This is a genomic window from Kocuria rhizosphaericola, from assembly GCF_044462205.1.
Lineage (GTDB): Bacteria > Actinomycetota > Actinomycetes > Actinomycetales > Micrococcaceae > Kocuria > Kocuria rhizosphaericola.
In genome coordinates this window covers 1-17,009 of the sequence record NZ_JBISWK010000160.1, presented here as the reverse complement: position 1 = coordinate 17,009, position 17,009 = coordinate 1, and the positions used below count along the sequence as shown (strand labels likewise).

Here is a 17,009-nt window from a genome sequence, read left to right as displayed (position 1 = left end):
CGACGCCGGGGCTGTCGTCACCGGCCTCATCGGACCGGTTCTCTGTGCGCGAGGGGGGACTTGAACCCCCACCCTCTAATACGAGGACTAGCACCTCAAGCTAGCGCGTCTGCCTATTCCGCCACCCGCGCGAGTGGATCCAGGTGGAACGTCGTGCCGTTTCCGGCCGCTCACCCTGAACGCAACAAAAAATAAGTTACCACATGCGCGCCCGCGGTTCACATCGGCGCGGCCCTGCGGGGATCCGGCGGGGCGCCGGTGTCAAAATCGATGAAAACTCGTGAGTAGGTGCGCCGCCGACTTCCGTCGCGCCCCTGCATGCGCTTGAATGAGTCCTGAGCATCTCCCGGATTGTCCATCTGACCTGGGATGACGCTCGCTCGAGAGCCGCGTCCGAGCCGCCGGTGCGCCCCCCGTCCCCGCCGGCGACGTGCGCTCTCGGGGTGGCCGGGGACCCCCCTCACCTGTGCCGGCGGCGGCCGCCGCCGCCCCGTGCTCCCACGGGCCCACGGTGGCCGCCGCCTCTCCCGAGCGGGCCCGGCGGTCACGAGGACCGCCCGGGCCGGGCGGGACTCACAGCACGGAGCGGTAGACCTCCACGGTCCGCTCGGCGATGGACTCCCATGCGAAGTGCTCCTCGGCGCGGCGCCGGCCGGCGGCACCCATCTCCCGGGCCCGCACCGGGTCGGAGACGACCTCGGTCAGCGCGGCCGCGAAGTCGGCCACGAACTTCTCCGGGTCCACCGGTGTGCCGGTGCCGTCCTGGGCCTGCTCGATCTCGACCAGCCGGCCGGTCTCACCGTCGACGACGACCTCGGGAATGCCGCCCGTGGCGGAGGCGACCACCGCGGTGCCGCAGGCCATGGCCTCGAGGTTGACGATGCCGAGCGGCTCGTAGACAGACGGGCAGGCGAACGCCGTGGCGCCGGAGAGGATCTGGACGATCTCGCGGCGCGGCAGCATCTTCTCGATGAGCACCACCCCGGACCGGGTCGCCCGGAGGTCCTCGATGAGGGCGTTGACCTCGGCGCCGAGCTCCGGGGTGTCGGCGGCGCCGGCGCACAGCACGAGCTGCACGTCCTCGGGCAGCCGGGCCGCGGCGCGCAGCAGGAACGGCACGCCCTTCTGCCGGGTGACACGGCCCACGAACGCCACGGAGGGCTTGGCGGGGTCGATGCCGTAGGACTCGAGCACGTCGGTGCCCTCGTCGCGCACCCACTGACTGACGTCGATGCCGTTGTGCACCGTGCGGACCCGGTCGGGGTCGACGTCCGGGTAGGACCGGAGGATGTCCTGGCGCATCCCGTCGGAGACGGCGATGATCGCCGCGGCCGCCTCGTAGGCGGTCTTCTCCACGAAGGAGGACACCGCGTAGCCGCCTCCGAGCTGCTCGGCCTTCCACGGGCGCAGCGGCTCGAGGGAGTGCGCGGAGAGCACGTGCGGGATGCCGTGCATCAGCGACGCGAGGTGCCCGCCCATGTTGGCGTACCAGGTGTGGGAGTGCACCAGGTCGGCGCCGGCGATGTCGCCGACCATGGCGAGGTCCACGCCCAGCGTCTGGATCGCGGCGTTGGCGTCGGCCAGTTCCGAGGGGACGGGATAGGCCTGGACCTCGACGCCGTTGACCCGTGGCTCGCGCGGCGCGCCGAAGCACCGCACCCTCAGGTCGACGAGCGGGGCCAGGACCCGCGAGAGCTCGGACACGTGGACTCCGGCGCCGCCGTAGATCTCGGGCGGGAACTCCTTGGACAAGATATCTACTCGCACGATTCCGAGCGTACTGCAGGATCGCCCCGCCGCCACGGGAACGTGCCGCCGCGATCCGTGCCGGCCGCCCCGGGTGACACATCAGGACTCCTGTGCGACCGGTCACTCCGCTTCGCGCCCGTTAAGACACAATGAAGGCGCCTGTCGAGTGGTTCCGCACCGCGAGGCGGAGTTGTTGCGCCGGATTGCCGAAGAAGTCAGAGAGGTTCCCATGCCCCACCGTAAGAAGGTTCTCGCGATCGTCCTGGCCGGAGGCGAGGGCAAGCGCCTGATGCCGCTCACCGAGGACCGCGCCAAGCCCGCGGTGCCCTTCGCGGGCGGCTACCGGCTGATCGACTTCGCGCTGTCGAACATCGTGAACTCGGGCTATCTCCAGGTCGTGGTGCTCACCCAGTACAAGTCGCACTCCCTGGACCAGCACGTCACCCAGACCTGGCGCCTGTCCGCCCAGCTGGGCAACTACGTGGTCACCGTGCCGGCCCAGCAGCGGCGCGGCAAGGAGTGGTTCCTGGGCTCCGCGAACGCCATCTTCCAGTCGATGAACCTCATCGACGACGAGAAGCCGGACATCGTCGTGGTGGTCGGCGCGGACCACGTGTACCGGATGGACTTCTCGGCGATGGTGGACTTCCACATCCGGTCGGGGGCCCGGGCCACCGTGGCGGGCGTGCGCCAGCCCATGGAGATGGTGACCTCCTTCGGCGTGATCGAGACGGACCCACAGGACGTCACGAAGATCACCCGCTTCGTCGAGAAGCCGCAGAGCACGGCTCCCCTGCCCGATGACCCGGACGCGTTCTTCGCCTCGATGGGCAACTACGTCTTCGACACCGACGCGCTCGTCGAGGCGCTGCGCGCCGACGAGCAGAAGGAGGACACGAGCCACGACATGGGCGGGGACATCATGCCCTGGTTCGCGGACCGCGGCGAGGCGGCCGTCTACGACTTCACGGAGAACGACGTCCCGGGCTCCACGGGTCGGGACCGGCAGTACTGGCGCGACGTCGGCACGCTGGACTCGTACTACGACTCGCACATGGACCTGATCCGCCCGCTGCCGGTGTTCAACCTGTACAACTACGCCTGGCCGCTCTACACCAACGAGATGCAGGCCCCGCCGGCGAAGCTCGTGCGCGGCCCGCACGGGGAGGGCGGCATCGCCACGGACTCGATCCTCTCGCGCGGCGTTCTGGTCACCGGCGGACGCGTCACCGAGTCGGTGCTCTCCCCCAAGGTCCTGGTCAACAACGACGCCACCGTCAACCAGTCGGTCCTGATGCCCAACGTACAGATCGGCGAGGGCGCCGTGATCGACCGGTGCATCCTCGACAAGAACGTGGTGGTGCCCCCGGGCGTGAAGGTCGGGGTGGACCCGGAGCAGGACCGGGCCCGGGGTCTGACGGTGACGACCTCCGGGCTGACGGTCGCCCCGAAGAACTTCCGCTTCGAGAGCTAGGGCACCTCACCCGCCGCGGCGGGGCCGCCCACCCGAGGAGGTGGGCGGCCCCACCGTCGTCATGCGGTCTGCGTGACCTCGACCTGGACCTGCAGCCCCGAGGTGCCGCCACCACCGGTGACCATGCCCTTCAGCGGGGTGACGTCGGTGTAGTCGCGGCCGCGGCCCACCGTGACGTGGAAGTCGGTGAGCTGCGTGTGGTTGGTGGGGTCGTAGGCGTACCAGCGGTCGTTCCACCACTCCACCCACGCGTGGGACTCCCCCGGCACGGTCGCCCCGATGCCCGCCTCGTAGTCCGGGTGCAGGTAGCCGGAGACGTAGCGGGCGGGGATGCCGATGTGCCGCATCATGCCGAGGGCCACGTGCGCGAGGTCCTGGCACACGCCCTTGGCCTCCCGCCAGGCCGCCTCGGCGTCCGTGTGGACGCCGGTGACCCCCGGCACGTACTGCATGTGCGCGGCGATGCCGCGGAAGATCTCGGCCGCCGCGGCGGCCGGCTCGGGCGCCTCCTCGCGGATCGTCTCGGCGACACGCTCCAGCTGGGGCCCGAGACGCGTGAGGGGGGTCTGGGGCACGAAGTCGGAGACCGCGTCCAGGACCTCGGGGGTCGCCAGCTCCTCCCAGCTCAGCCCGTCCGCGACCTCGTCGCCGGGGCGCCGGTGCACCTCCACCGTGGCCGAGGAGCGCACCTCCAGGTGCCGGTGCCGGCCCTGGATGTCGAAGGCCGCGACCCGGGTGCCCCAGTAGTCCCGGTAGTTGCTGACCGTGGCGATCCCCGGGCTCAGCGTGAGCTCCGCCTCGAGCACGACCTGCTCGTCGTCGGAGAGGGGCGTCATCCGGGCCTCGTTGTAGGACTTCGAGACGTTGTCGTTGTAGTCGTATCGGGTGACGTGATCGATCTTGAGCCGGGTCACAGCATGCCTCCGAACCAGGACGCCTCGACGGCGTGCGAGAAGTACTTGGTGCTCACGGCCTCCGACGCGTTCGCGCAGGCGGCCTGGACGTTGTTCAGGTGCTCGGGCAGCACCGCGATGAGGTCCAGGGCGTGGTGGAACTCCAGGGACGTGCGGGCCTCGCCGATGATGCGGCGGGCGTCGTCCTTGAACCCGACCCGCTGCAGGCCTGGCTCCAGGCCCACGAGGATCTCCTCCGCCGTGGTGAGGGCGTGCAGGATCGAGCGGGGGAAGAGCCGGTCGAGGAGCAGGAACTCTGTCGCGGACTCGTCGCTGAACGTGCCGTACCGGGTGCGCAGGAAAGCCTCGTACCCGCCGGCGCAGTGCAGGATCGACACCCACGACATGCCGGACGTGGACGTCGACCGGGTCCACAGCAGCCGGGACGTCATGTCCGCCCGCTCGATCGCCGCGCCCAGGGACAGGAACATCCAGGACTCGTCGTGCGACATGGTCATCTGGATCTGCCCGCGCACGGTCGCCATCCGTTCGATGGTCCAGTGGCAGACCCGGAAGGTGCCGACGACGTCGCGGCGGTGCTGGCCCAGACCGTAGTAGGTGGAGTTGAGCGACTCCCACATGGCCGAGGACACGGTCTCCCGGGCGCGGCGGGCGTTCTCGCGGGCGGCGTACAGGGAGCCCGAGATGGAGGTCAGGCAGTCCTTGTTCCACGCGAGCTCGTGGATCATCGACCGGACGCTGTAGTCGCCGTCACCGGGCTCCACGCCCATCACCGCCATGATGCGGCGCACCTCGGCCTCCTGCTCGCCCACGGGCAGCTGGGTGATGCGCTCGAGGTGGACGTCGAGGATCCGCGCCACCCCGTCGGCCCGCTCGACGTAGCGGCCGATCCAGAACAGGGACTCGGCAATACGGCTCAGCATGTGGGCCCCTCTCCGGTGCGGGTCGTCGCGGTGGTCGTCGCGGTGGTGGGTGCGGTGGTGGACGCGGCCCGGCCGGCGGCGGCCGGACGCGTCACGGTCTGCTGCTGCTGTTGCTGCTGCTGGCCGGTGTCGCCCTCGTCCTGCCAGGACGCGGAGACCGGCCACGTGTGCACCGAGGAGTCGACGTCCTGGGGCGGCGCCTGACCGGGGTCGAGGTCCTGGGTCTGCGGCTGGCCCAGCACCCAGGTGTCCTTCGAACCGCCGCCCTGCGAGGAGTTGACGATCAGCGAGCCCTTCTGCATGGCCACCCGGGTCAGCCCCCCGGGCAGCACGTAGACCTCGTCCCCGCTGTTCACCGCGAAGGGCCGCAGGTCCACGTGCCGGGGACTGAACTCGCCCTCCGCGAACGTCGGCACCGTGGACAGCTGCAGCACCGGCTGGGCGATCCACCCGCGCGGATCGGCGAGCACCTTCGCCCGCAGCTCCTGGAGCTCGGCCTCGGTGGCCTGGGGGCCGATCACCAGGCCCTTGCCGCCGGAGCCGTCCACGGGCTTCACCACCAGCTCGTCCAGGTGCTCCAGGACGTAGGCGCGGGCCTCGTCCTCCTCCAGCCGGTAGGTGTCCACGTTGGGCAGCACCGGCTCCTCGTCGAGGTAGTACCGGATGAGGTCGGGGACGTAGGAGTAGGTGAGCTTGTCGTCGGCCACGCCGTTGCCGATCGCGTTGGCGATCGTCACGTTCCCGGCCCGGGCCGCGTTGACCAGCCCGGAGCAGCCGAGCGCGGAGTCCGAGCGGAAGTGCAGCGGGTCGACGAACTCGTCGTCGATCCGCTTGTAGATCACGTCCACGCGCTGCTCGCCGTCCGTGGTCCGCATGTAGACCTTGTCGCCGCGGACCACGAGGTCCCGGCCCTCCACGAGCTCCACCCCCATGAGCCCGGCCAGCAGGGTGTGCTCGAAGTAGGCGGAGTTGAACACGCCCGGGGTGAGGACGACCACCGTGGGGTCCTCCGCCGCCTCCGGGGCCGTCGCGCGCAGTGCCCTGTACAGGTGCCGGGGATAGGCCTCCACGGCGCGGATCGGCTGCGACATGAACGCCTCCGGCAGGCCCTTGGTCATGGCCCGCCGGTTCTCGATCACGTAGGAGACGCCGGACGGCACGCGCACGTTGTCCTCGAGGACCCGGAACACGCCCGCCTGGTCCCGGACCACGTCGATGCCCGCCACGTGGATCCGGACCCCGCCCGCGGGCCGGAAGCCCCACACGGCCCGGTGGAAGTGGGCGGAGGAGGTGATCAGCGCCTTCGGCACGATCCCGTCGGCCACGACCCGCTGCTCCCCGTAGACGTCGTCGAGGAAGCACTCCAGGGCCCGGACCCGCTGCTTGACCCCGCGCTCGATGACGTCCCACTCGTCGGCCGTGATCACGCGCGGGACGATGTCCAGCGGGAAGGGCCGCTCCTCCCCCGCGAAGTCGAAGGTCACCCCCCGGTCCAGGAAGGACCGGGCCATGGAGTCGGCGCGGGTGTTGACGTCGCTGAGCGAGAGGTCGTCCAGGACCCCGCCCACCCGGTCGTAGCCGGGCCGGACCCGCCGGTCGGCGGTGAACATCTCGTCGTAGGCGGCCGCCCCGGCCATGTCGGTGGCGTAGTTCTCGAACAGGTCGGACATGTCGGGCGATCACATGCCTTTCGGGGTCGTGGCGGGCAGTGCGTGCAGTGTGGACGTGCCGTATTTCGCATCAGTGACCCGGATGCCGAGGTCCCTCCCGATTGTGCCACGCGCGGTGCGCCGGACCGCGGGAGGGCGTGCCCCTACGATGGGAGGGCGTGTCCGCCCGGCGGCGGGCACGAGGCCGCGTCCGCCACCGCGACACGGCGGAACCGACGGAAGGACACGATGGACGCCCCGGACCCCCAGCGCCGTGTCACGGTGGTCGTGGCCACCCGCAACCGCCGCGAGGAGCTCGTGGCACACCTGGGCCGGCACGAGGGGCCCGTCGTCGTCGTGGACAACGCCTCCACGGACGGCTCCGTGGAGGCGGTGCGCGCCGCCCACCCCCAGGTGCAGGTGGTCGAGCTGCCCCGCAACCTCGGGGCCGTGGCCCGGACCGTCGGCGTCCGGCTCGCCCGCACGCCCTACGTGGCCTTCGCCGACGACGACTCGTGGTGGGCCCCGGGGGCGCTCGCCCGCGCCGCGGCCGTCTTCGACGCCCACCCCCGGCTGGGTCTGATCGCCGGGTCCATCGCCGTGGGCCCCGAGGAGCGCCCGGATCCGCTCAATGCCGTGCTGGCCGCGTCCCCGCTGGGCATCCCGACCGGGTGCCCCGGACCGGCGCTGCTCGGCTTCGTGGGCTGCGGGGCGATCGTGCGCCGCTCGGCGTTCCTGGCGGCCGGCGGTTTCGACGACGTCGTGCGCTTCCCCGGAGAGGAGGAGCGCCTCGCCCTCGACCTGTTCGACGCCGGGTGGCGGCTGTCCTACGTGCCGGAGATCCGCGCCCACCACCACCCCTCGCCGCGGCGGGGGACGGACGCGCGCCGGCAGACCGGGCTGGTCCGCAGCCGTCTGCTCACCGCGATCCTGCGCCGGCCCTGGCGGGTCGTGGCCCACGAGCTCCTGGGCGCGCTGCGCGGCGGCCGCACGGGACGCCGCGGTCTGCTCGGCGCCCTCCCCCGTGTCCCGGCCGCGCTGCGCTCCCGGCACCGTGTCTCCGGGACCACGGAGGCCGCCCTCGCACTGCTGCACGACCCCACCGACCCCACCGCACCGGAGGAGAGCCCGTGACCGAGACCGCCCCCACCCCCGAGCCCGGCCCCGACGGCCGCGTGGCGGTCGTGATGATCACCCACAACCGCCGGGACGAGGCCCTGCTGGCCCTGGCCCGGCTGCGGGAGCTCCCGGAACGACCGCACGTGGTGGTCGTCGACAACGGCTCCGAGGACGGCACCGCGGACGCCATCCGCGAGCGGCACCCCTGGGCGGAGCTAGTCGCGAGCCCCGTCAACCTCGGCGCCGTGGGCCGCAACGTCGCGCTCGAGCGCGTGGACACGCCGTTCGTGGCCTTCTGCGACGACGACACGTGGTGGGAGCCCGGGTCCCTGCGCCGGGCGGCCGACGCGCTGGAGGCCCACCCGCGGCTGGGAGTGGTCACGGGCAGGATCCTCGTGGAGCCCGGGTCGAGGGAGGACGCGATCAACGCGGAGCTGCTGCACTCTCCCGTCGAGAGGCCCGAGTGGATGCCCGGGCCCGCGCTGGGCAGCTTCCTGGCGGGGGCGTCCGTGGTCCGCCGGACGGCGTTCCGCGAGGTGGGCGGGTTCAGCGAGCGGCTGTGGCTCGGCGGCGAGGAGGAGCTGCTGGCCGCGGATCTCGCGACCGCGGGCTGGGAGCTCGTGCACCTGCCCGACGTGGTGGTGCACCACCAGGCCTCCACGGTCCGGGACCCGCACCTGCGCCGCCGCCACGGGCTGCGCAACACGCTGTGGTTCATCTGGTTGCGGCGGCCGCTGCGCGCGGCCCTGCGCCGGACCCGGGACGTCGTGGGCGCCGCCCCGCGGGACCGGGTCACGGTCCTGGGCCTGTTCGACGCCCTCCGAGGGGCGCCGTGGGTGCTGCGCGAGCGGCGGCCCCTGCCCGAGCGCGTCGAGCGGCGGTTCCTGGCGCTGGAGGAGTCGCAGCGCAGCAGCGCCGCCCGCCGCTACGTCAGCTGAGCGGCCCGGTCGGCGGGCCCCCCGTGGCCGTCCGGTCTCAGCGGGCGCGCACGGCGGGGCCTTCCTGCGGGAGACCGGCCCCCTCGCGGAACCACTCGACCGTGCGCGCCAGCCCCTCCGTCCATGGGACCTCCGGGGCCCATCCGAGCACCTCGGTCGCGAGCGTGGTGTCGGGGCGGCGCACCATGGGGTCGTCGACGGGACGTTCCACGAACTCCAGCCGCGAGGAGGAGCCGGTCGCCGCGATGACGTCGCGGGCGATCTGCAGCACGGAGAGCTCGTGCGGGTTGCCGATGTTCATGGGGCCGCTGTGCCCGCTGCCGGCCAGTGCCAGGATGCCGCGGACGAGGTCGGAGACGTAGCAGACCGAGCGCGTCTGGGCGCCGTCCCCGGCCACGGTGAGGGGCTCCCCGGCCAGGGCCTGGCGGATGAACGTGGGGATCGCTCGGCCGTCGAAGGGCCGCATCCGGGGGCCGAAGGTGTTGAAGATCCGCACGATGGCCGTGTCCACCCCGTGCTCGGCGCGGTAGGCGACGGTCAGGGCCTCGGCGAAGCGCTTGGCCTCGTCGTAGACCCCCCTCGGTCCCACCGGGTTGACGTGCCCCCAGTAGCTCTCCGGCTGCGGGTGGACCTGCGGGTCGCCGTACACCTCGGAGGTGGAGGCCAGCACGAACCGCGCACCCTTGTCCTTGGCGAGGCCCAGGGCGTGGTGGGTGCCGATCGAGCCGACCTTCAGGGTGTGGATGGGCAGCTTCAGGTAGTCGATCGGGGACGCCGGGGAGGCGAAGTGCAGGACGAGATCCACGTCCCCGGGCACGTGCACGTAGTCGGTGACGTCGCACTGGACGAGCCGGAAGCCGGGATCGCCCACGAGGTGCTCGATGTTGGCGGCGGAGCCGGTGAGGAAGTTGTCGAGGCACACCACCTCCACCTCCCGGCGGCGCAGCTCGGTGCACAGGTGGCTGCCCAGGAAACCGGTCCCGCCCGTCACGACGGCGCGGCGGATCGGACGGGCCGTGCCCGCAGTGGTGGTCGCGTCTGTCGTGGGTTTCACGGTGCTCCTGGGGATCGAAGGACGGTATCGATGGACAGTGGGCGAAGAACGGTGTCGAGGGACTCGGGGGCGGGCGGGTCGTCGGGGTCAGGTGCGGGAGGCGTCCAGCTGGGCCCGGGCCGCGGCCAGGACCTCCGACGGGGTGACGGCGGCGAGCCGCTCGTCGAGCCGGTCCGCGTGGGGGTCGCCCCACGCCCGAGCGGCCGGGTCGCCGTGCCACAGCACGGTGTGCAGGTCGGGGTCCACGGCGGGCCCCCACCAGGCGGGCGGTGTGGGGCCGAAGAGCACCACGGAGCGCACGGCCAGGGCGGTGGCCACGTGGGCCACCCCGGTGTCGGCGCTGAGCACCACGGCGGCCGCACCGACGGTGCGGGCCAGGCCGTCCAGGTCCAGCATGCCGCACCGGTCCTCCGCGGCGTCGATCCCCGTCACGACGGCGGCGGCGAGCTCCGCCTCGGCCGGGGAGCCGGTGACCACGATCCGGTGCCCGTCCGAGGCCAGGGCCGCGGCGACCTCCCGCCAGCGCTCGGCGGGCCAGCGCCGGGCGGCGGAGGCGGCGCCCGGGTGGATCAGCACGGGGGCGTCCCCGGGGGCGGGACGGTGGGCGCGCAGGCGCAGGTCCTCGGGGCCGCACGGGCCACCGGCCTCCTCCACCAGGCGGCACCAGCGCAGCACCTCGTGCTCGTCCCGCCGCCACGGCGGACCGTCGTGACCGGCCTCCGGGGCGGCGAAGCCGACGAGCCGCTCGGGGCGGGAGGCCAGGAGCAGCTCGTGGCTGCGCGGCCCGCGCCCGTGCAGGTTCACGGCCACGTGCCCGCCGGGGGCGGGCGGCAGCGGCACGAGCCCGGGCACCGGCAGCACGCCGTCGACGACGCCGAGCCCGGCCAGCCAGGCGCCCGGCCCTGACGGCGCGGCGAGCACGATCCGGTGGCCGGGCAGCATCCGGCGCACGCCCCGCAGGGGGGCCACGGCCGTCAGGGCGTCCCCGAGCCCGAGCGCCCGGAGCACGAGCACGTCCCCCGGGCCGATCGTCGCGGGGTCCACGGCCCACCGGTCCGGCACGGTCCCGGCGGTGGGACCGGCCGCGGCGGTGGCCGGCTCAGCGCTCACGGCCGGCCTTCTGCAGGATCGCGGTGGTCGAGCGTCCCGACAGGTACGGCAGGACCGTGACGCGGCCGCCCCAGCCGCGCACGTCGACGGCCTCGGGCAGCTGCTCCGGGGTGTAGTCCCCGCCCTTGACCCACACGTCGGGACGGAGGAGGTTCAGAGCCGCGCGCGGGTCGTCCTCGTCGAAGACGACGACCGCGTCGACACTGCGCAGGGCGCCGAGCACGCGGGCGCGGTCGGCCTCGCCGACCACGGGCCGCCCGGGGCCCTTGAGCCGGCGCACGGAGTCGTCCGAGTTCAGCAGCACCACGAGGGCGTCGCCGAGCCGCCGCGCGGCGTCGAGGGAGGCGATGTGCCCGGCGTGCAGGACGTCGAAGCAGCCGCCGGTGGCCACCACGGTCCCGCCGCGGCCGCGCACCTCGGCCAGCAGCTCCTGCACCTCGCGGGGCAGCCGCTCGGCGCCCGGGTGCAGGACCGGGCGGGCGTGGACGCCGGCGGCGCGGCGCGTGCGGTAGGTCGCCGCGCCGCCGGCGGCGACCCACTGGCCCGCCGCCTCGACGGCGCTCTCCACGGCGGCCGTCACGTCCCTCCCGCCGCCGAGGGCGAGGGCCGCCGCGGAGGCGAACCGGTCCCCGGCCCCGCAGGGGTCGGTGTTCTGCACGGGCGCCGCCGGAACAAGCTCGGTCCCGGTGCTCGTCGCCAGGTACGCTCCGTCCGCACCGGCCGTGACGGCCACGGCGCGGGCGCCCCAGTGCCGGCGCAGCGTGCCCGCGAGCTCCCGGGGGGACCCGGGGGCCGCCCCCTCGAGGGTGGCCGCCGCCTCGGCAGCGTTGGGGGTCACGAGGGTGCACCCGGGCACCGGGCTCCCGCCGCGCGGGTGGGGGTCCCACACCACCACGCCGGTGCGGGCGTGCTCCTCGAGCGCGGCGCGCACGGCGGGGTCGCGCGTGACGCCACCCCCGTAGTCGGAGACCAGGACGGCGTCCGCACCGGCCAGGACGGCGGCCACGTGTGCGGCGGAGACGCCGACCGGGGTGCCGGGCCCGCCCTCGTCCACGCGCACGAGGGTCTGGCCCGAGCTGCGGATGCGGGTCTTGGTGCGGGTGCCGCCCTCGTGCCCGAGACGCTCCAGGGTGACCTCGCCGAGCGCGCCGGCCAGCTCCCGTCCGGCGTCGTCGTCCGCGGCCGGCGCCAGGAGGGTCACGGCGACCGCTGCCGGCACGGCGCCGACGGCCGGCGGCTCCGCGCACAGCAGCGCGGCCAGGCCCGCCCCGCCGGGGCTGGCGAACACGGCGCCGACGTCCACCACGGGGACCGGCGCGTCGGGGCTCAGGCGCGTGGAGGTCCCGGAGACGTCCCGGTCCAGCAGGGCGTCGCCCACCACGACGATGCGCGGGGCGCTCATGCGACCCCCGCCCGGACGGCCGTCCGGGCCGGTGTCCCGGCCTCGGTGGGCGTCCCGGGCCCGCCGGGCGGTGCGAGCCGGGCGTCGACGGCGGCGCAGACCGCGTGCAGCAGCATGAGATGGACCTCCTGGATCACCGAGGTGCTGGGGGCGGCCACGTTCAGGGACTCGTCGGCCCGCTCGGTCAGCGGATTGGGGCCGGGGCCGGTGAGCGCCCAGACGTGCAGGCCGTGCTCCCGCGCCCGTTCGGCCGCGGCCAGCACGTTGGGGCTGCGGCCGCTGGTGGAAAGCACGACGAGCACGTCGCCGGCCCGGCCGTGGGCCTGGACCTGGCGGGCGAACACCTCCTCCACGCCGTAGTCGTTGACGATGGCCGTGAGGCTCGAGGTCTCCGCGGACAGGCACACGGCGGACAGCGGCCGCCGGTCGTCGACGAAGCGGCCCACGAGCTCCGCGGTGAAGTGCTGGGCCTCCGCGGCGCTGCCGCCGTTGCCCACGGCGAGCACGCGCCCGCCGTCCGTCAGCAGCCCGGCCAGGCGTGCGCCCCACCGGTCCACGACGTCGGCGTGCTGGGCGGCCTCGCGGGCGGCGACCGTCAGCTCGTCGAGGTGGGCGCCGAGCCAGCGCTCGGTCTGGCCGAGCAGCGGCGGGTGCTCCCGGCGGTGCCGGTCGACCACGCGGGCGTAGGAGCGCTCCGTCTCCTGGGCCACGCGCCGCCAGCCGAAGAGCCGCTCCACGCGCTCGCGCCCGGCGCGGCCCATGCGGGCCGCCAGCTCGGGGTCCTCGAGCAGGGCGCCCAGGGCGGCCGCGGTCCCGGAGACGTCCCGCGGCGGGACGTGCAGACCGGTCACGCCGTCCTCGATGCTGTCGAGCAGGCCGCCGACGGCGCTGCCCACCACGGGGCGGGCGCACGCCATCGCCTCGAGCGGGACCATGCCGAACGGCTCGTACCAGGGGGTGCAGGCGACCACGTCCGCCGTGGCGAGCAGCGCGGCGGCGTCGTCGTGGTCCACGCGGCCGAGAAGCTCCACACGGTCCGCCACGCCGAGCTCCCGGGCCAGCGCCCACAGCCGCAGGGCCTCGGGGTCGCGGTCCAGCTCGGCCCGGTCGGGACCGCCCGCCACGACGAGCTCCGCGCCGGGCAGCTCGGCGAGGGCGCGCACGACGACGTCCACGCCCTTGCGCTCCACGAGCCGGCCGAGCGCCACGACCCGGGGCCGCCGGCCGGCGGCGGTCGGCGGGGCTGGGGCGGGGGCGAAGGCGTCGAGGTCCACGCCGCACGGGACCACGTCGATCCGTGAGGGGTCACCGCCGAGGGCCAGGAGCTCGGCCCGCTCGTCCCGGCACGTGGCCAGGACGAGGTCGGCCGCCGCGACGAGCTCGTTCTCGACCGCGAGCCGGCCGGTGGGGCTGGTGTCGGCCGCGCCCTGGTGCCGGCGCTTGACGGCCCCGAGCGCGTGGAAGGTCTGCACCACCGGGATCTGCATCGTCTCGGCGGCGCGGCGCGCCGCGATCCCGGACATCCAGAAGTGGGCGTGCACGAGGTCGGGGACGCCGCCGCGGGCCCAGTCGCGCGCGAGCCAGCGGCCGAACTCGTCCATGTACGGAGCGAGGTCGTCCTTGGGCAGGAAGCTGGGGGGCCCGGCGGGGACGTGGACCACGCGGGCCCCCGGGGCGAGGTCGACGACGTCCGGGAGGCCGGCGTCGTCGCGGCGCGTGTACACGACCACGTCGTGGCCCAGGTCGGCGAGACCCACCGCGAGGGCGGCCACGTAGACGTTCTGCCCCCCGGCGTCCACCCCGCCGAGCGCGGCGAGCGGACTGGCGTGCTCGGACACCATTGCGATTCTCATGCAGTCACCTTCTCCAGGATGCGGTCCCACTCCGCGAGGAAGCGGTCCGCACCGTAGTGTCGCAGGGCGTGCTCGCGGGCGGCGGCGCCCGCGGCGGCCGCCGCGTCGGGGTCGTTCAGCCAGTGCCGGGCCCGGGCGGCGAGGTCCTCCGGATCGTTGGACAGCAGCCCCGCCCCCGGCGGCACCGCCCGCGGCGCCTCGGTGGTCGAGAGCCCGAGCACCGGCATCCCGATGGTCATGGCCTCCAGCAGCGCGAGCCCCAGGCTGGTCCACCGGTAGGGGTGGAAATAGGCCCGGTGCCCACCGAGCGCCGCGTGCAGCTTCTCCTGAGGATAGTTCTCGTGCAAGCGCCCGGCCATGTGCGGCGCGTGCTCCGCCAGGCGGTCCATCCCCATGCCGTAGACGTCCACGGGCAGCTCCTCGGCCAGCGCGGTCAGCAGGTCGGTGCCCGCGATCCGCCCGCGCCGGACGGGCTCGTTGACCACGGCGGCCAGGCTGGCCGTGCGCCCGGTGTACAGGGGCCCGGGGTCGAGGACGCCGTGCTCCACGACCTCGGTCGGCGCGAGCCCGTTGTCCCACATCATCCGGTTGAAGTGCGTCACGTGCACCACGGGCACGTCGGAGCGCCCGGCCAGGGGGTGGCGGGTGGCCACGGCGGGACCGCGCGGGGTGTCGTGCTCCACGTAGACCGCCGGCACGTCGGTCCCGGCCCGGCGCCCGGTCCACCGCTCGAGCAGCTCGAGCTCGTGCGGGCGCTGCAGCAGGACCACGTCGAACTCGGCGTCGGCCAGCTCCTCGGGCGTGCGCTCGACCGCGGCGGCCGGCCAGTCCCAGGTCTCGGCGCGGCCCCGGCCGTCGGGACCGCGGTCGGGGACGACGGGCAGCAGGTAGGTGTGGGGGCCGTGCACGAACGATGTCGTCCACGACCCGTGGACGTGCCAGGTCAGGATGCGCACCCGGGTCCTCCTTCCGGTTCGGGAACAGTGGTGGGAGCCCCGGCGGCGGCGCCCGTCAGCTCCTCGACGGCCTCGAGCACGGCGGCCGGGGACACGGAGGACAGGCACGGGTGGCCGGGAACGGGGCAGTCACGGGCGCGGGAGCCCCGGCAGTCCGCGCCCTGGTCCCCGAGCAGCACCGCGGGCACGCCGTAGGGCGCCCACCGCTCGGGCGGGACCACCGGGGAGAAGAGGGACACCACCGGGGTGCCCACGGCGGCGGCGAGATGCGCGGGACCGGTGTTGCCCACGACCACGCACGCGGCGGCGTCCAGCACCGCGGCCAGGCCCGGCAGGTCGGTCCGGCCGGCGAGGTCCAGCACCGTGCCGCCGGGCGCCGCGGCCCGGGCAGCGCCGAGGGCCGCGGCGGTCAGCCCGCGCTCCCCCGGCCCGCCCGTGAGGACGACGGCGTGCCCGGCGGCCGCGAGCCCCGCCGCGAGGGCCCCGGCGTGCTCGGGGGCGAGCCCGCGCGAGGGGACCGAGGCGCCCGGGTGCAGGACCACGAAGGGCCGCGGCAGCGCCGCGACCTCCGCGGGCAGGGGCGGGAGCGGACGGCGCACGGCGAGGCGCAGGTCCCCGACCGCGGGCCGGGCGGCGCCGGCCGCGACCGCGACCTCCACGGCCGCCTCGACCTCGTGACCGCCGCCGGGCGGGTCCGCGCGGCGGTGCCGGACGTCCAGCAGCGATCCGGGGTAGTCCTCGCTCGTGGCGACCACGCGGTCGATCCCGGCCAGCCGGGCCAGCAGCGCCATGGGCAGGGAGCTCTGGTGGAAGGACGTGAAGATCACGGCGAGGTCGTAGCCGCGGGCGGCAAGGTCGTCGACCAGGGCCGCAGTCGCCACCCGGTCCACGGGCGGGGGCCGGAAGCCCGACCACGGCGCCGAGTACTCGAGGACCTCGGCCACGTCCGGCAGCAGCCGCGCGGCGGCGGCGCCGGACGGGGAGGCCAGCAGGTCCACCGGGTTCCCCGTCCGGGCCAGGGCCCGGACCGCGGGCCCGGTCAGCAGGACGTCCCCGTCCGAGTCGAGGCGGACGGCGAGGGTGCGGCCCACGCTCAGCCCCGGTCCCCGGCCGCCGCGACCGGTGCCGGGCGGGCGTCGGGGTGGCCGTCCGTCCCCTCGCCCGCAGCGGGATCCAGCACGGCGGCGACGGCCTCGCGCAGGGTCCGGGCCACGGCCGGGGCGGCCGCCACCTCCTCCTCGCGGGTCACCGGGGTGGGCACCAGGACGCTGCGCGCACCGGCGGCCTGGGCGGCCTCGACGTCGGCGCCGATGTCGCCGATCAGCACGCACTCGGAGGGGTCCGCGCCCAGCTCGGCGGCGGCGGCGAGCACCATGCCGGGCCGGGGCTTGCGGCACGCGCAGTCCTGCTCCGGGGCGTGCGGGCACAGCTGCCACGTGTCGAAGGGGCCGAGCAGCTCGCTCACGCGGGCGTTGACGGCGTCGACCTGTTCCCGGGTCAGCAGGCCGCGGCCGATCCCGGACTGGTTGGACACCACGCCCACGGCCAGCCCGGCCGCGCGCACGGCGTCGACCGCCTCCCGGGCCCCGGGGACGAGTTCGACCGCGTCCGGGTCGCCGTTGTAGGGGACGTCGTGGACCAGGGTGCCGTCCCGGTCGAAGAGCACGGCCCGCACCGGGACGGGCCAGGGGCCGGTCTCCCGGTGTCGCCACCAGCCCCCGGTCTTGTGCCGCACGGCGGCCACGGGGATCGTGACGCTGGTGCGGACCATGCGTCCGAGCTCGGGCAGGAACTCGGGGTCGCCCGGGTGGGGGCCCGGACCCACGCGCAGCATCACGAACCGCCCCGTCAGCCAGCCCCACGCGCCG

At 74.7% G+C, this 17,009-nt stretch carries 14 protein-coding genes and 1 tRNA gene; 3 read left to right on the top strand and 12 right to left on the bottom strand.

The window, feature by feature from the left end:
* Positions 1-45 precede the first annotated feature (45 nt).
* Both ACH9D2_RS16340 and glgA read right to left on the bottom strand, forming a co-directional pair.
* A tRNA-Leu gene (locus ACH9D2_RS16340) sits at positions 46-131 on the bottom strand.
* A 442-nt stretch (positions 132-573) separates the two neighbouring features.
* Entirely contained in the window at positions 574-1,767 is a 1,194-nt protein-coding gene (gene glgA / locus ACH9D2_RS16335) for a glycogen synthase (RefSeq protein WP_396363876.1), read from the bottom strand.
* 211 nt (positions 1,768-1,978) lie between these two features.
* On the opposite strand from glgA, the gene glgC reads away from it, so the two are divergent.
* Complete coding sequence (gene glgC / locus ACH9D2_RS16330; RefSeq protein WP_396363875.1) at positions 1,979-3,223, top strand: glucose-1-phosphate adenylyltransferase; 1,245 nt, start codon at positions 1,979-1,981, stop codon at positions 3,221-3,223.
* 59 nt (positions 3,224-3,282) lie between these two features.
* Here glgC and ACH9D2_RS16325 read toward each other — a convergent pair whose 3' ends face one another.
* The 3 genes from ACH9D2_RS16325 to ACH9D2_RS16315 are packed head-to-tail and all read right to left on the bottom strand — an operon-like array spanning position 3,283 to position 6,730.
* Positions 3,283-4,137, bottom strand: a complete 855-nt coding sequence (locus tag ACH9D2_RS16325) for a transglutaminase family protein (RefSeq protein ID WP_396363874.1) — start codon at positions 4,135-4,137, stop codon at positions 3,283-3,285.
* The gene (locus ACH9D2_RS16320) at positions 4,134-5,060 is read right to left on the bottom strand and encodes an alpha-E domain-containing protein (RefSeq protein WP_396363873.1); all 927 of its coding nucleotides are present in this window, start codon (positions 5,058-5,060) and stop codon (positions 4,134-4,136) included. Before ACH9D2_RS16320 ends, ACH9D2_RS16325 begins: the two co-directional genes overlap by 4 nt.
* Positions 5,054-6,730, bottom strand: coding sequence for a circularly permuted type 2 ATP-grasp protein (locus tag ACH9D2_RS16315; protein ID WP_396363872.1), 1,677 nt, complete (start codon positions 6,728-6,730; stop codon positions 5,054-5,056). Before ACH9D2_RS16315 ends, ACH9D2_RS16320 begins: the two co-directional genes overlap by 7 nt.
* A 228-nt stretch (positions 6,731-6,958) precedes the next feature.
* On the opposite strand from ACH9D2_RS16315, the gene ACH9D2_RS16310 reads away from it, so the two are divergent.
* Both ACH9D2_RS16310 and ACH9D2_RS16305 read left to right on the top strand, forming a co-directional pair.
* Positions 6,959-7,843, top strand: a complete 885-nt coding sequence (locus ACH9D2_RS16310) for a glycosyltransferase (RefSeq protein WP_396363871.1) — start codon at positions 6,959-6,961, stop codon at positions 7,841-7,843.
* On the top strand, positions 7,840-8,766 hold the full coding sequence (locus tag ACH9D2_RS16305; protein WP_396363870.1) for a glycosyltransferase: 927 nt from the start codon (positions 7,840-7,842) through the stop codon (positions 8,764-8,766). Before ACH9D2_RS16310 ends, ACH9D2_RS16305 begins: the two co-directional genes overlap by 4 nt.
* A 37-nt stretch (positions 8,767-8,803) precedes the next feature.
* Here the strand turns inward: ACH9D2_RS16305 and ACH9D2_RS16300 are convergent, their stop codons facing one another.
* The 7 genes from ACH9D2_RS16300 to ACH9D2_RS16270 all read right to left on the bottom strand — a co-directional run.
* Positions 8,804-9,820, bottom strand: a complete 1,017-nt coding sequence (locus ACH9D2_RS16300) for a UDP-glucuronic acid decarboxylase family protein (protein WP_396363869.1) — start codon at positions 9,818-9,820, stop codon at positions 8,804-8,806.
* A gap of 87 nt (positions 9,821-9,907) precedes the next feature.
* Positions 9,908-10,930 (bottom strand): glycosyltransferase family 9 protein, encoded by a 1,023-nt coding sequence (locus ACH9D2_RS16295; protein ID WP_396363868.1) that lies wholly within the window; start codon positions 10,928-10,930, stop codon positions 9,908-9,910.
* Entirely contained in the window at positions 10,920-12,332 is a 1,413-nt protein-coding gene (locus ACH9D2_RS16290) for a PfkB family carbohydrate kinase (RefSeq protein ID WP_396363867.1), read from the bottom strand. The genes ACH9D2_RS16295 and ACH9D2_RS16290 overlap by 11 nt, the downstream gene beginning before the upstream one ends.
* Complete coding sequence (locus ACH9D2_RS16285) at positions 12,329-14,185, bottom strand: glycosyltransferase (RefSeq protein ID WP_396363866.1); 1,857 nt, start codon at positions 14,183-14,185, stop codon at positions 12,329-12,331. Before ACH9D2_RS16285 ends, ACH9D2_RS16290 begins: the two co-directional genes overlap by 4 nt.
* Positions 14,182-15,141, bottom strand: coding sequence for a glycosyltransferase (locus ACH9D2_RS16280; protein WP_396363865.1), 960 nt, complete (start codon positions 15,139-15,141; stop codon positions 14,182-14,184). Before ACH9D2_RS16280 ends, ACH9D2_RS16285 begins: the two co-directional genes overlap by 4 nt.
* Positions 15,129-16,232 (bottom strand): glycosyltransferase family 9 protein, encoded by a 1,104-nt coding sequence (locus ACH9D2_RS16275; RefSeq protein WP_396363864.1) that lies wholly within the window; start codon positions 16,230-16,232, stop codon positions 15,129-15,131. The genes ACH9D2_RS16280 and ACH9D2_RS16275 overlap by 13 nt, the downstream gene beginning before the upstream one ends.
* Positions 16,233-16,234: 2 nt before the next feature.
* Positions 16,235-17,009: HAD-IIIA family hydrolase (locus ACH9D2_RS16270; RefSeq protein WP_396363863.1), on the bottom strand; the 775-nt coding region annotated here is incomplete at its 5' end.